This is a genomic window from Pseudomonas sp. HR96 (assembly GCF_034059295.1).
Taxonomy (GTDB): domain Bacteria; phylum Pseudomonadota; class Gammaproteobacteria; order Pseudomonadales; family Pseudomonadaceae; genus Aquipseudomonas.
Window position 1 is genome coordinate 265,017 of the sequence record NZ_CP139141.1, and the last position, 12,919, is coordinate 277,935.

A 12,919-nucleotide genomic window follows, 5' to 3' on the forward strand; every position below is an offset into this window, starting at 1 on the left:
CAATTGATTTTCCCGAGTCGCCGTTCTAGCCTCTGATCACCCCCCCGGGTGCGCGCTCGCGTGCCGGTGTGCTGCAGGCCCACAAGAACAACTCAGGAGCCATCAATGACAGTCAATCTTGGCGTTATCGGTACCGGTGCGATCGGTACCGACCACATTCGTCGCTGCCACCTCGCCCTTAGCGGCGCGCGGGTCGTAGCGGTCAACGACATCAATGCGGAGCAGGCGCGCAAGGCCGTCGCCGGGCTGGGGATCGACGCCGAGGTCTATGCCAACGCACAAGACCTGATCGACGCCGAAAACGTCCACGCCATCCTGGTCACCTCATGGGGCCCCAGCCACGAAGAGCTGGTGCTGGCCGCCATCGCCGCCGGCAAGCCGGTGTTCTGCGAAAAGCCCCTGGCGGTCACGGCTGCCGGCTGCCTGCGCATCGTCGAAGCCGAACAGGCCCACGGCAAGCGCCTGGTGCAGGTGGGCTACATGCGTGAATACGACCAGGGCTACCTGGCGCTCAAGGCGGTGATCGACAGCGGGCAGATCGGCGAGCCGCTGATGCTGCACTGCGCCCACCGCAACCCTACTGTGCCGCAGGCCTATGGCACCAGCATGGCCATCACTGACACGCTGATTCACGAGCTGGACGTGTTGCGCTGGCTGCTGGATGACGACTTCGTCTCGGCCCAGGTGATCTTCCCGCGCACCACCCGCCACACCCACAGCCAGCTGCGCGACCCGCAGATCGTCCTGCTGGAAACCGTCAAGGGCGTGCGCATCGACGTCGAGGTGTTCGTCAACTGCCGCTATGGCTACGACATCCAGTGCCAGGTGGTGGGCGAGGAGGGCATCGCCAGCCTGCCGGAACCCAGCAGCGTACAGCTGCGCAGCGGCGCCAAGCTGTCCACCGAGATCCTCATGGACTGGAAAGATCGCTTCATCCAGGCCTACGACGTCGAATTGCAGGCGTTCATCGGCAGCGTCAGCAGCGGCCAGATCGGCGGCCCGTCGGCGTGGAACGGTTATGCCGCGGCAGTGGCAGCCGATGCCTGCATGCAGGCGCAGGAAAGCGGCGAGATTGTGCCGATCAAGATGCCGGAGCGGCCGGCTTTCTATGCCTGAGTGACCCTGGGAGCCATCCGCCGAACGGCCTTGACGAAACATTCGGTCATAATAGATAGTTAGCAAACTATGATTATCGGATGAATCCGGGCCCGTTCGTGAACCTCGACAAGCTCCAACTCAACATCAGCAGCGGCATGGTCGTAGGCGCGCGGCACTGGCGGCGGATCTGCCAGAGCGCGCTGTCCAACTACGGCATTTCCGAAGCCTGCGCCGTGCCTTTGTTGATGATAGTGCGCCTTGGCGACGGCGTGCGGCAGGTTGCCGTGGCGCATGCCTCGGGGCTGGAAGGCCCGTCGCTGGTGCGTTTGCTCGACCAATTGTGCAGTGCCGGCTTCGTGGTCAGAACGGCCGACAGCACCGACCGCCGGGCCAAGGCGCTGAGCCTGACCGACAGCGGCCGCACCTTGGCCGAATCCATCGAGGCGGAGCTGGTGCGCCTGCGCCGCGAGCTGTTCGAGGGCGTCGAGCGCAGTGACCTGGAAGCCGCGTTGCGGGTCATTCGCCTGTTCGAAGAGGCCGGTCCCGGCCTGCCGGTCAACCACCATGAGTGAGTGGTGGAAATCCTTCACCCGCGACATCCCGCCAGCCGCCGACTGGTTCTATGGGGTGCGCACCTTCGCCGCGTCGATGATCGCCTTGTACATCGCCATGAAGCTGGAAATGCCGCGCCCGTATTGGGCGATGGCCACGGTGTACATCGTCTCCAGCCCCTTCGTCGGCCCGACCAGTTCCAAGGCCCTGTATCGGGCCGCCGGGACCTTCGCCGGGGCGGCGGCGGCCGTGCTTTTCGTGCCGATGTTCGTGCAGACCCCGCTGTTGCTGGCCACCGTGGTCGCCCTGTGGACCGGCACCCTGCTGTTCCTCTCGCTGCACCTGCGCACCGCCAACAGCTATGCCTTCATGCTGGCCGGCTACACCATGCCGCTGATCGCCCTGCCGGTGGTGGACAACCCCACCGCCGTGTTCGATATCGCCTCCTCGCGCTTCCAGGAAATCTGCCTGGGCATCGTCTGTGCGGCGGTGGTCGGCGCGATGTTCTGGCCCAAGCGGCTGGCGCCGGTGGTGATCGGCGCCACCGGCAAGTGGTTTGCCGAAGCCACCACCTACAGCGACCGCTTCCTGGCGCGCGAGGTCAAGGCCGAAGAAATCGGCGCGCTGCGTTCTTCCATGGTGGTGACCTTCAACTCGCTGGAATTGATGATCGGCCAGCTGCCCCACGAGGGCACCCGGCCGCAGACCGTGCGCAACGCCAAGGAGCTGCGCGGCCGGGTCATCCACCTGTTGCCGGTGGTGGACGCGCTGGACGATGCCCTGGTGGCCCTCGAACGCCGTACCCCCGAGCTGGTGGCGCGCATCGCGCCGCTGCTGGCACAGAGTCGCGAATGGCTGCAGCAGTCGACGTACGATCCTTCCACGGCGACCTGGGCGGCACTGCGCCAGGCCATCGAGCAGCAACAGCCGACGCCGGAGCAGCTGGCCGATCGCCGCCAGCTATTGTTCGCCAACGCCCTGTATCGCCTGAGCGAGTGGGTCGACCTGTGGCAGGACTGCCGCAGCCTGCAACTGGCCATCCAGACCGACAGCCGCGCGCCGTGGCGGGCGGTGTACCGGCACTGGCGCCTGGGCCGGCTGACGCCGTTCCTCGACAAGGGCCTGATGCTCTACTCGGTCAGCTCGGCCGTGCTGGCGATTATCGTCTCCTCGGTGCTGTGGATTCTGATGGGCTGGAACGACGGCGGCAGCGCCGTGATTCTCGCGGCCGTGTCGTGCAGCTTCTTCGCCTCCATGGACGACCCGGCGCCACAGATCTACCGCTTCTTTTTCTGGACCGTGGTGGCGGTGATCCTCTCCAGCCTCTACCTGTTTCTGATTCTGCCCAACCTGCACGACTTCGCCATGCTGGTGCTGGCCTTTGCCGTGCCCTTCATCGTGGTCGGCACCCTGACCCTGCAGCCGCGGTTCTACCTGGGCACGCTGCTGACCATCGTCAACACCTCGACCTTCATCAGCATCCAGACCACCTACGACGCCGACTTCTTCAACTTCATCAACGCCAACATCGCCGGCCCGGTCGGCCTGCTCTTCGCCTTCATCTGGACCCTGGTGGTGCGCCCGTTCGGCGTCGAGGTCGCGGCCCGGCGCCTGACCCGCTTCAGCTGGCGCGACATCGTCGCCATCACCGAGCCGGCCAGCCTGGCCGTGCATCGGCGCCGCGGCGTGAAGATGCTCGACCGGCTGATGCAGCACCTGCCGCGCCTGACCCAGACCGGCCAGGACACCGGCGCGGCGCTGCGCGACCTGCGCGTGGCGCTCAACCTGCTCGACCTGCAGGCCTACCTGCGGCGGGTGCCGATCGGCCCGCAAGTGCTGCTCGACCAGGTCACACGGGAAGTGGGCGGCTATTTCGCCGCCTGCCTCAAGGCCCGCGAGCGCCAGGCCGCGCCGATGACGCTGCTGATGACCATGGACCGCGCGCGCCGTGCGCTCAATGTGGCGCCAGGTGGTGCCGGCGAAGACGCCCGCGCGCATCTGCTGCTGGCCCTCAGCGGCCTGCGCCTGGCGCTGTTGCCCGGCGTGCCGGTGCTGATCGATCCGGAGCCGGCCGAAGAACAACCCCCCTACGGTATCGACGGAGCGCCGCTATGATCGGTGAGCTGGACATCAGCGGGATTTTCCTGCCGACCTTGCTGGTGATCATGGTCATCACCTACCTGCTGTTCCTCGTGGTCCATGGCGTACTCAACCGCCTGCATTTCTATCGCCTGGTCTGGCACCGGGCTCTATTCAACGTTGCTCTCTACACCGTGCTACTCGGCGTGGTGGACGCTCTCGGTCGAAGCCTGATGCTATGAAGAAACCCTTGATGACTTTGGGCCGCCTGGTCCTGACACTGCTGGTCGTTGGCCTTGCCTGCGTCGTGATCTGGCGCATGGTGATGTATTACATGTACGCCCCCTGGACCCGCGACGGGCACATCCGCGCCGACGTGGTGCAGATCGCCCCCGACGTCTCCGGCCTGATCGAGGACGTTCAGGTGCAGGACAACCAGTGGGTCAAGCGCGGCCAGGTGCTGTTCAGCATCGACCCGGACCGCTTCCGCCTGGCCCTGCGCCAGGCCCAGTCGAGCGTGGCCGAGCGCAAGGAAACCTATGCCCAGGCGCAACGCGAGAGCAGGCGCAACAAGGGCCTGGGCAACCTGGTGGCACGCGAGGTGCTCGAAGAGAGCCAGTCGCGCGAAGCCCGCGCCCTCGCGGCGCTGAATGAGGCCCAGGTGGCGGTCGACGCCGCGCAGCTGAACCTGGACCGCTCGGTGATCAGAAGCCCGGTCGACGGCTATCTCAACGACCGCGCGCCGCGTCAGCAGGAATTCGCCAGCGCCGGCCACGCCGCGCTGTCCATCGTCGACAGCGCGTCCTTTCACATCGATGGCTACTTCGAGGAAACCAAGCTGCCGTTGATCCACGTCGGCCAGGCGGTGGACATCCGCGTGATGGGCGACACCCTGCGCCTGCGCGGGCACGTGCAGAGTATCGTCGCCGGGATCGAGGACCGTGACCGCAGCAGCGGCAGCAACCTGCTGCCCAACGTCAACCCGGCATTCAGCTGGGTGCGCCTGGCGCAGCGGATTCCGGTGCGCATCGCCTTCGACGAGGTGCCTGCCGACTTTCGCATGATCGCCGGGCGCACGGCCACGGTGTCGATCATCGACGACGTCCAGGACGTGCGACAGAACGATCGGCAGAACCCTCCCCGAGCGGCGGGAGCCACGCAATGAACCGCCTGCTGCAGGTGCTGCTGGCCGTCGGTGGCGGGTTGGCGCTGTCGGCCTGCCAGATGGTCGGGCCCAACTATCAGACGCCGAAGACGGCGGCGGTCAACCGTCCCGATCTGCAGAATGAGCTGGACCTGGGCAACAGCAATGTCGTCTCGCAGCCGGTGCCGCCCAATTGGTGGCGGCTGTATCAGGACCCGCGCCTGAACAGCCTGGTGGAGCAGGCGTTGGCCGGCAGCACCGACCTGCGCGTGGCCGCGGCCAACCTGCAGCGCGCCCGCAGCCAGGTGCAGGAAGCGCAGTCGGCTGGCGGCTTCGGCGCCAGTGCCGAGGCCGGCGTGCAGCGTATTCAGGAGTCCGGCGAGGCCTATCTGCAGTCGGTCAAGCTGCCTGTGGAAAACTTCGGCGACGCCGCGATCAACCTGTCCTATCAGTTCGACCTGTGGGGCACCCTCAAGCGCGGCATCGAAGCCGCCCAGGCCAATGCCGACGCCACCCAGGCGGCGGCGGATACCGCGCGCATCACCCTGGTGGCCGACGTGGTCAAGGCCTACACGCAGATCTGCGCGGCCAACGAAGAGTACGCGATTGCTCGCCGCTCGCTGGACCTGCAGGAAGAAGGCGTGACCCTGGCCCAGCGCCTGCGCGACGCCGGGCGCGGCGACGAGACCCAGGTGACCCGCACGCAGACCCAGTTCAAGTCGCTGCGCGCCGAGTTGCCGCGCTACGAGGCGATCCGCCAGGCCGGGCTGTTCCAGCTGTCGATGCTGCTGGCCAAGCCGGTCGGCCAGCTGCCGGCCGGCACCGGCCAATGCGCCGAGCTGCCGCACATCGCCCAGGTGATCCCGGTGGGTGACGGCGCCGAACTGCTCAAGCGTCGGCCGGACATCCGCCAGGCCGAGCGCCTGCTGGCGGCGTCCACCGCGCGTATCGGCGTGGCCACCGGCCAGCTGTATCCGGACATCAGCCTTGGCGCCACCGTTGGCACCGTCGGCATCCTCGACGACGTTGGCCACCCGGCCACCAACCGCTGGGCCTTCGGCCCGCTGATCAGCTGGACCTTGCCCACCAACGGCGCGCGTGCGCGCATCAGCCAGGCCGAGGCGGCGACCCAGGCGTCGCTGGCGCACTTCGACGGCGTGGTGCTCAACGCCATCCGCGAGACCCAGACCGCGCTGGTGCAATACACCGCGCTGCTGGAGCGCCGCGATGCTCTGGCCGATGCCGAGCAGTCCGCGCAACGCGCTGCCGAGCAGACGCACCGCTTCTACCAGGCCGGGCGCGAGTCGTTCCTTGCCGACCTGCAGGCCACCCGCACCTACACCGAGGTCCGCGGGCAATTGGCGGCGGCCAATACCCAGGTGGCGATGCAGCAGATCACCTTGTTCCTGGCCCTGGGCGGCGGATGGGAACAGGCTGCCAGGTAGGGCCTGGCTCATGGGCTGACCGGGCTGACCGGGCTGACCGGGCTCACCAGGCTCATGTGGGAGGGGCGAAGCCCCGAGCTGTTGGTCTGGATCAGGATCAAGATCAAAAGATCGGGGGCTTTGCCCCCTCCCACGGCCCCCCTCCACGTGCCTAGCCCAAAGTTCCCACCACCTTCACCCCCAGTTTCTCCGGGATCTCGTTCTGCGACAGCACATGCAGCCCCGGCGCGAACACCCGTGCATAGCGCGCCAGCAGGGGACGCAACTGCGGCATCACGGTGAGGATCGGCGGCAGGCCGTCCTTGCGCAGCTTCTCCTTGATCACCGGCATGGCATTCTGCAGCTGGGTCAGCAGGTTCGGCTCGACCGGCACATTGTCCAGGCTCACCGGGCCGGCCTGACGGGCCAGGCTAAGCGCCGCCAGCAAGGTGTTTTCCAAGGCATTGTCGAGCACGAACACTGATACTTCACTGCGCTCGCCGGCAATCGCGCCGACGATCGAGCGGCGCAGGGCATAGCGTACGTCGGCGGCGAGCAATACCGGGTCCTTGCTGCTTTCGCTGCCTTCGACCAGCGCTGTGGCCAGCGCGATGACATCCTTGAGCGGCACGTTCTCCAGCAGCAGCTGGCGGTACACGCGGTGTTGCTGGGTGTAGGTGAGCTGTGCCTTGAGGCTCTCGGCCAACTTGGGTGCCAGGCCGGTGAGGCGCTGCATCAGGTGCTCGACGTCGTCGTGGGTGAACAGCTCCGGCAGTTGCTCGCGCACCACCTTGTTCAGGTGCGTGGCGATGACACTGGCACAGTCGATCACCTGGTAACCCAGGCTCAGGGCCCGGGCCTTGTGTTCCGGGGTAATCCACACCACCGGCATGCGGTACGCCGGGTCGAGGTCGAGGATGCCGTCGACCTCGCCGTAGGTCTCGGCCGAGGGCAGGGCCATCAGGTGCTCGGGGTACAGCTCGGCGCCTTCGATACGCTCGCCGTTGACATGAATGCTGTAGTGCGCCGCCTTCATGCGCAGGCTTTCGCGGATCTGCACCGGGGGCAGCAGAAAGCCCAGGCTTTCGCTGAGGCTCTGGCGCACGCCACGCACCCGTTGCGGCAAGGGCGCGCCGGCGGCCTCGTTGACCAGCCCCACCAGCTTGTAGCCCAGCGAAATGGACAGGCGCTCGACCACCGGGATGTCTTCCCAGCCCAGGGTCCCAGCCTGTTCGGCCTGCATGTGCTGGCTCAGCTCGGCGACGTCTTCCAGATCAGGCACGGCGCCCACCGGGTTGCGCGCGATGACCCAGCCCAACGCCGCCGCGATACCGGCAAAACCGATGAACGCCAGGTGCGGCATGCCAGGCACCAGGCCCAGCACCAGCAGAATGCCCGCCACGGTGTACAGCAGGGCCGGCGAGGCCATCAGCTGACGGCGCACCTGGGTGGTGATCTCTGCCGCTTCGTTGATGCGCGTGACGATCAGCGCCGCCGCCGTGGACAACAGCAGTGCCGGTATCTGCGCCACCAGGCCGTCGCCGATGGTCAGCAGGGCGTATTGGCGAAACGCCTCGCCGGCGCCCAGGTCATGGACCCACACGCCGATGGCGAAACCGCCGAACAGGTTGATCAGCAGAATCAGAATGCCGGCCACCGCATCGCCGCGCACGAACTTCGAGGCGCCGTCCATGGCCCCGTAGAAGTCCGCCTCGCGAGCCACCTCCTGACGCCGCGCCTTGGCCTGCTCCTGGCTCACCAGACCGGCGTTGAGGTCGGCGTCGATCGCCATCTGCTTGCCGGGCAGGGCATCCAGGGTGAAGCGCGCGGTGACTTCGGAGATGCGCTCGCCGCCCTTGGTTACCACCATGAAGTTGATGATCATGAGGATCACGAACACGATCAGGCCGACGATGAAATTGCCGCCGATCACCACTTCGCCGAACGCCTCGATAACCTTGCCCGCCGCGCCGTTGCCGCTGTGACCCTCGAGCAAAACGATGCGCGTGGAGGCCACGTTGAGGGTCAGGCGCAGCAGCGTGGTGATCAGGATCACCGTGGGCAGCAGGGAAAAGTCCAGCGGGCTGCGCGACGACACGCTGACCATCAGCACCAGTACCGCCATGGCAATGTTGAAGGTCAGCAGGATGTCCAGCAGCAAGGGTGGCAGTGGCAGGATGATCATCGCCAGAATCGACAGGATGATCACCGGAATGCCGATGCGGCCGCTGCGCAAGGTCGGCAGGAAACGATGCAGTAGGTTCATGGTGGGCTCTGGTTCGCCAGTGAGTCGGGGACGGGCAGGTGGTCGGGTGGGGCAGGGCGCGGGCGCAGGCCATTGCGGAACGCGCGCAGTTGCACCAGGTAGGTCAGCACGTGGGCGACCGCGGCGTACAACGGTGCGGGGATCTGCTGGTTGATCTGCGTGCTGTGGTACAGCGCCCGGGCCAGCGGCGGCGCCTGGATCACTTCCAGTCCATGGGCGGTGGCCATGCGGCGGATGTACAGCGCGGTGTCGTCGACACCCTTGGCCAGCACATAGGGCGCCTTGGCCTTTGACGGGTCGTACTTGAGGGCCACCGCGTAGTGCTGGGGGTTGACGATCACCGCATCGGCCAGGGGCATGACCCGGTTGATCTGGCGCTGCGCCATCTGCCGCTGCACCTGGCGGATCCGCGACTTGGTCTCCGGGCGGCCCTCGCGATTCTTGTGCTCGTCCTTGAGCTCCTGTTTGCTCATGCGCAGTTTCTTCAGGAAGAAGAAGCGCTGCAAAGGGATGTCGATCACGGCGAACAGCACGAACACCGCCAGCAGCAGGGCAATCACCTGCACCACCCGTGTCAGGCCCAGCGCCACGGCCTTGGCGACATGGGTCTGCTGCAGCGCCATCAGTTCGGCAAAGGTGGCCGGGATCAGCATGCCCGCCACCCCCATCAGCACCGAGGCCTTGAGCAGCGATTTGAGAAACTCGCTGGCGTTCTGCGCCGAGACGATGCGCGCCAGGCCGGTGATGGGGTTGAGCTTGCTGGCCTTGAAGTGGAAGTTCTTGCTGGCCAATACCCAGCCACCGGGGATCAGCGAGCCCAGCAACACCAGCAATGGCGCCAGCAGCAGCGGCGCCAGCAGCTTGATGAAGCCGATCAGGTTGTGGGTCAGCAGCAGCCGCAGGTCGTCCAGACTCAGCTCGCTGTGCTGCAGGTTCGGCCAGGACAGGCGAAAGGCCTGTTCCAGGCCCTCCAGGAACCATCCGGCGCAGAGCCACAAGGCCGCCAGGCTGGCGACCAGCGAGAGGCAGGTGGCCAGGTCCCTGGAGCGGGTGACCTGGCCATCCTCACGGCTCTTGCGCAGTTTCTCGGCGCTGGCCTTCTCGGTCTTTTCCTGGCTGCCCTGCTCAGCCATGGCCGTCGTCCTGAAGCAGCACGGCGAGGTCGCCGAGCACTTCGCGGGTCATGCGCAGGTAGGCTTCGGGCATGTTCGGCAGGGTCAGCCAGATGCACAGCAGGCCGACCACGATGGTCACCGGGAAACCCAGGGAAAACAGGTTCATCGACGGCGAGATGCGGTTGAGCAGGCCGAAACAGAACTGCACCATGAACATGCAACCCACCATCGGCAGCCCCAGCAACAGGGCGGCGCCGAACAGCCAGCCGGCGGCGCGCAGCAGGCTGGCGAAACTGCCGTAGTCCAGGCCGCCGCCGACCGGCCACTGGGCGAAGCTGCCCAGTACCACGCTGACCACCAGCAGGTGACCGTCCAGAGCCAGAAACATCAGCGCCAGCATCACGTAGTAAAGCTGGTACACCAGCGATGTCGAGGATACGCCGTTCACCGGGTCGTTGTAGCGCGCCATGCTCATGCCCATCTGCGTGGAGATCAGCTCGCCCACCAGGCTGAACACCATGAACACCAGCTGCAGCATCAGCCCCAGCACCAGCCCGAAAGCGATTTGCTCCAGGCTCAGCAATACCCCGTGCAGCGACAGCACGTCCACCGCCGGCACGGCCGGCAGCGCGCCACCCAGGGCCAGCGCCAGGCTGGCCGCGAGCAGCAGCCGAACCCTGGCCGGCAGGGCCTTGTGGTTGAACAGCGGCGCCAGCAACAGCACCGCCGCGAGCCGACAGAACAGCCACCAGTAGCCCTGCAGCGCCTGCAGCTGACTGGTGGCGGCCAATAGCGCCTCGAGCGGCAGCATGCCTCAGCCGACCAGCCTGGCGGCCTGGGCGAAGGTCTCGACGAACAGGTCCGAGAGCTTGCCGATAATCCAGTGCCCGGCGAACAGCAGCATGGCCAGGGTGATCAGCAGACGCGGCAGAAAGCTCAGCATCTGTTCGTTGATCTGCGTGGCGGCCTGGAAAATGCTCACCAGCAGGCCGCCGAGCAGGCTCGGCAGCACCAGTACGCAGACGATCAAGGCGGTGACGAAGACCGCATCGGCAACCAGTTGAGCGGCGTATTCAGGGCTGAGCACAGGGCACCTCAGAACGGCTGGACGCTGCTGGCGAGCGTGCCCACCAGCAGGGTCCAGCCGTCGACCAGAACGAAGATCATCAGTTTGAACGGCAGTGAAATCATCATCGGCGACAGCATCATCATGCCCATCGCCATCAGCACACTGGCGACGATCAGGTCGATCACCAGGAACGGCAGGAAAATCATGAAGCCGAGCTGGAAGGCGGTCTTGATCTCGCTGAGCACGAACGCCGGCAGCAACAGGGTAAAGTCGATCGTGCTCGGGTCTTCGGGGACTGTTTCGCCGGCCAGTGCCACCATGGTCTGCAGCGAGGCCTGGCTGGTCTGCGCGAGCATGAAACCGGCCACGCGGTCGCGGGCAATCGCCAGGCCCTGCTCCATGCCGATTTCTTCGGCCTGAAAGGGCAGGTAGGCCTGCTGGTGGATGTCCTGCCACACCGGGCGCATGACCAGCAGGGTCAGGCACAGGGCGACGCCGACCAGGATCTGGTTGGGCGGGCTCTGCTGCAGGCCCATGGCCTGGCGCAGGATGGCCAGCACGATGATGAAGCGCGTGAAGCAGGTCATCATCAGCAGCATGGCCGGCAACAGCCCGAGCACGGTCATCAGCAGCACGATCTGCAGCTTGATGCTCAGCTGCTGGCCGTGTTCGCTGTCGCTCAGTTCAAGCAGGGTGAAATCACCCGGGGCGCCCAGCGCCGTCGGCGCACCGAGCAGCAGCATCGCGACCGCCAGCCAGGGCAGGGCGCTCATGGCAGCGGGCTGGCGGCCTGGCCGTCACCCTGTGCTTCGGCGCACAACTCGACGATGCGCAGACCGTAGTTGCCGTTGAGCACCACCACTTCGGCACGGGCGAACAGGGCACCGTTGACCTTGACGTCCAGCGGTTCGCCGGCGAGCTTGTCGAGGGCAATGACGCTGGCTTCGTCCAGTTCCATCAACTGCTGCAGGGTCACCTGGGTCGAGGCCACCTCCAGGGTGACTTCCACGCTGATGCCGCCAAAGAACTTCAGGTCCTTGTGCGGTGCTGGCGTTGGCGCCAGGGCGGCTGTCGGCGCGGCGGCTTCGTGGTCGCCCATGGCCTGGAGCAGCTGCTCCTCGTTGAGCAGGGTGTCGAATTCGGCTTCGGGGTTGGGCTTGACGGTCATGGGCGGTTCACACTGTCGAATGAAGTGAGCACCAGCGCACCGGCGTGTTGCGCCAGGCTGGCAGTGAAGAGGTTCAGCGAGTTGATGCACACTGCGTGGCGCTCCGGCAGGCGCACCAGCAGGACGTCGTCGGGCTTGAGCGCCAGCACCTGGGCCAGCGGCATCGGCAGGCGTAACAGCACGCACTGCAGGCGCACCGGCAGGGCCTCGATGGCCACCGGTGCCGGCGGGCTTACCACGCCGGCTGAGCGCCGCGGCGCGTGGCGGATGATCGCGTCGACCATGGGCTCGTCCAGGTACAGCCACAACGAGGCGCGCAACCCGCTGACCGGGTTGACGACTTCCAGCTGCACGGTGAACTCCCAGTTGCCTTCGTCCTTGCCGGGGTAGCGCTCCAGGCGCTGCATCGCCGGTTCGCCCAGCAGCAGGCGGCCGCACAGGCCCAGTAGCTGTTCGCCCAGGCGGTCGCGCAGGCGCTGCTCCGAAGCGCTGGCCTTGGCCTCCTCTGGCGCCGCGGTCGGCAGCGGTGCGCCGCCGTAGTAGCGCTCCAGCAGTTCGCCAAGCAGCGCGCGGTCGGCGGCAAAGCCCAGCCGCGTGTCGCGCCAGCGGTACTGGCAGGCGGCGGGTTGTGGCGCCTGCTCGTGCAGGGTGATGCCTTGCCATTGCAGCGGCGTGCGGTAATGCCGGGCGAAGTGGTCGGCGAGCAGGTCGGGCTGCTTGCCGAAGGCCTCGCGGATCCGCTGCCCGGCCTGGTGGTAATGGCGCCCCAGCTTGTCCGGGCGCAGCAGGGTCAGGTCCTCTCGGGCCAGGCGATGCTGAACTTTCGGTTGGGCAATCATGTAAGCGTCCTGTCTGCGGCCTGTCGCGAAACCTGATGTCGGGCCTCGCTCGATGGGGCCGAGTCTAGGAACGCCCGGCGTGGGGCGGCCAATCAAAAGTTCTCAAAAATGCCGGTTTGAGAGCGGCTGATCTGCCTGAGAACTCTTGACGCAGCTTGATTTTTC

At 66.4% G+C, this 12,919-nt stretch carries 13 protein-coding genes; 6 read left to right on the plus strand and 7 right to left on the minus strand.

Going from position 1 to position 12,919, the window contains the following annotated elements:
- The first annotated feature begins 105 nt into the window (after positions 1-105).
- The 6 genes from SFA35_RS01200 to SFA35_RS01225 all read left to right on the plus strand — a co-directional run bounded on the left by SFA35_RS01200 (position 106) and on the right by SFA35_RS01225 (position 6,318).
- A complete protein-coding gene (locus SFA35_RS01200) occupies positions 106-1,116 on the plus strand; it encodes a Gfo/Idh/MocA family oxidoreductase (RefSeq protein WP_320574308.1) in 1,011 nt (336 codons plus the stop codon).
- A 98-nt stretch (positions 1,117-1,214) separates the two neighbouring features.
- The gene (locus tag SFA35_RS01205; RefSeq protein WP_320578787.1) at positions 1,215-1,670 is read left to right on the plus strand and encodes a MarR family winged helix-turn-helix transcriptional regulator; all 456 of its coding nucleotides are present in this window, start codon (positions 1,215-1,217) and stop codon (positions 1,668-1,670) included.
- A complete protein-coding gene (locus SFA35_RS01210; RefSeq protein ID WP_320574310.1) occupies positions 1,663-3,765 on the plus strand; it encodes an FUSC family protein in 2,103 nt (700 codons plus the stop codon). Before SFA35_RS01205 ends, SFA35_RS01210 begins: the two co-directional genes overlap by 8 nt.
- Complete coding sequence (locus SFA35_RS01215) at positions 3,762-3,971, plus strand: DUF1656 domain-containing protein (RefSeq protein ID WP_320574312.1); 210 nt, start codon at positions 3,762-3,764, stop codon at positions 3,969-3,971. Before SFA35_RS01210 ends, SFA35_RS01215 begins: the two co-directional genes overlap by 4 nt.
- The gene (locus SFA35_RS01220; RefSeq protein ID WP_320574314.1) at positions 3,968-4,894 is read left to right on the plus strand and encodes an HlyD family secretion protein; all 927 of its coding nucleotides are present in this window, start codon (positions 3,968-3,970) and stop codon (positions 4,892-4,894) included. The genes SFA35_RS01215 and SFA35_RS01220 overlap by 4 nt, the downstream gene beginning before the upstream one ends.
- Positions 4,891-6,318, plus strand: a complete 1,428-nt coding sequence (locus SFA35_RS01225; RefSeq protein ID WP_320574316.1) for an efflux transporter outer membrane subunit — start codon at positions 4,891-4,893, stop codon at positions 6,316-6,318. The genes SFA35_RS01220 and SFA35_RS01225 overlap by 4 nt, the downstream gene beginning before the upstream one ends.
- A gap of 151 nt (positions 6,319-6,469) precedes the next feature.
- On the opposite strand, the gene SFA35_RS01230 is transcribed toward SFA35_RS01225, so the two are convergent.
- The 7 genes from SFA35_RS01230 to SFA35_RS01260 form a co-directional block, all read right to left on the minus strand.
- Positions 6,470-8,563 (minus strand): flagellar biosynthesis protein FlhA, encoded by a 2,094-nt coding sequence (locus tag SFA35_RS01230; protein WP_320574318.1) that lies wholly within the window; start codon positions 8,561-8,563, stop codon positions 6,470-6,472.
- Positions 8,560-9,696: a flagellar type III secretion system protein FlhB gene (locus SFA35_RS01235; RefSeq protein WP_320574320.1), complete on the minus strand. Its 1,137-nt coding sequence runs from the start codon at positions 9,694-9,696 to the stop codon at positions 8,560-8,562. Before SFA35_RS01235 ends, SFA35_RS01230 begins: the two co-directional genes overlap by 4 nt.
- Entirely contained in the window at positions 9,689-10,489 is an 801-nt protein-coding gene (gene fliR, locus SFA35_RS01240; protein ID WP_320574322.1) for a flagellar biosynthetic protein FliR, read from the minus strand. The genes SFA35_RS01235 and fliR overlap by 8 nt, the downstream gene beginning before the upstream one ends.
- 3 nt (positions 10,490-10,492) lie before the next feature.
- Positions 10,493-10,765, minus strand: a complete 273-nt coding sequence (locus SFA35_RS01245) for a flagellar biosynthetic protein FliQ (protein ID WP_320574324.1) — start codon at positions 10,763-10,765, stop codon at positions 10,493-10,495.
- Between the two features lie 8 nt (positions 10,766-10,773).
- Complete coding sequence (gene fliP / locus SFA35_RS01250) at positions 10,774-11,520, minus strand: flagellar type III secretion system pore protein FliP (protein ID WP_320574326.1); 747 nt, start codon at positions 11,518-11,520, stop codon at positions 10,774-10,776.
- A complete protein-coding gene (gene fliN, locus SFA35_RS01255) occupies positions 11,517-11,846 on the minus strand; it encodes a flagellar motor switch protein FliN (RefSeq protein ID WP_320578789.1) in 330 nt (109 codons plus the stop codon). The genes fliP and fliN overlap by 4 nt, the downstream gene beginning before the upstream one ends.
- A gap of 65 nt (positions 11,847-11,911) precedes the next feature.
- Positions 11,912-12,754: a FliM/FliN family flagellar motor switch protein gene (locus SFA35_RS01260; protein ID WP_320574329.1), complete on the minus strand. Its 843-nt coding sequence runs from the start codon at positions 12,752-12,754 to the stop codon at positions 11,912-11,914.
- Positions 12,755-12,919 lie beyond the last annotated feature (165 nt).

Coding starts and splice junctions, on each gene's coding strand:
- SFA35_RS01200 (WP_320574308.1), top strand. CDS start 106: ATGACAGTCAATCTTGGCGTTATCGGTACCGGTGCGATCGGTACCGAC.
- SFA35_RS01210 (WP_320574310.1), top strand. CDS start 1,663: ATGAGTGAGTGGTGGAAATCCTTCACCCGCGACATCCCGCCAGCCGCC.
- SFA35_RS01215 (WP_320574312.1), top strand. CDS start 3,762: ATGATCGGTGAGCTGGACATCAGCGGGATTTTCCTGCCGACCTTGCTG.
- SFA35_RS01220 (WP_320574314.1), top strand. CDS start 3,968: ATGAAGAAACCCTTGATGACTTTGGGCCGCCTGGTCCTGACACTGCTG.
- SFA35_RS01225 (WP_320574316.1), top strand. CDS start 4,891: ATGAACCGCCTGCTGCAGGTGCTGCTGGCCGTCGGTGGCGGGTTGGCG.
- SFA35_RS01230 (WP_320574318.1), bottom strand. CDS start 8,563: ATGAACCTACTGCATCGTTTCCTGCCGACCTTGCGCAGCGGCCGCATC.
- SFA35_RS01235 (WP_320574320.1), bottom strand. CDS start 9,696: ATGGCTGAGCAGGGCAGCCAGGAAAAGACCGAGAAGGCCAGCGCCGAG.
- fliR (WP_320574322.1), bottom strand. CDS start 10,489: ATGCTGCCGCTCGAGGCGCTATTGGCCGCCACCAGTCAGCTGCAGGCG.
- fliP (WP_320574326.1), bottom strand. CDS start 11,520: ATGAGCGCCCTGCCCTGGCTGGCGGTCGCGATGCTGCTGCTCGGTGCG.
- fliN (WP_320578789.1), bottom strand. CDS start 11,846: ATGGGCGACCACGAAGCCGCCGCGCCGACAGCCGCCCTGGCGCCAACG.
- SFA35_RS01260 (WP_320574329.1), bottom strand. CDS start 12,754: ATGATTGCCCAACCGAAAGTTCAGCATCGCCTGGCCCGAGAGGACCTG.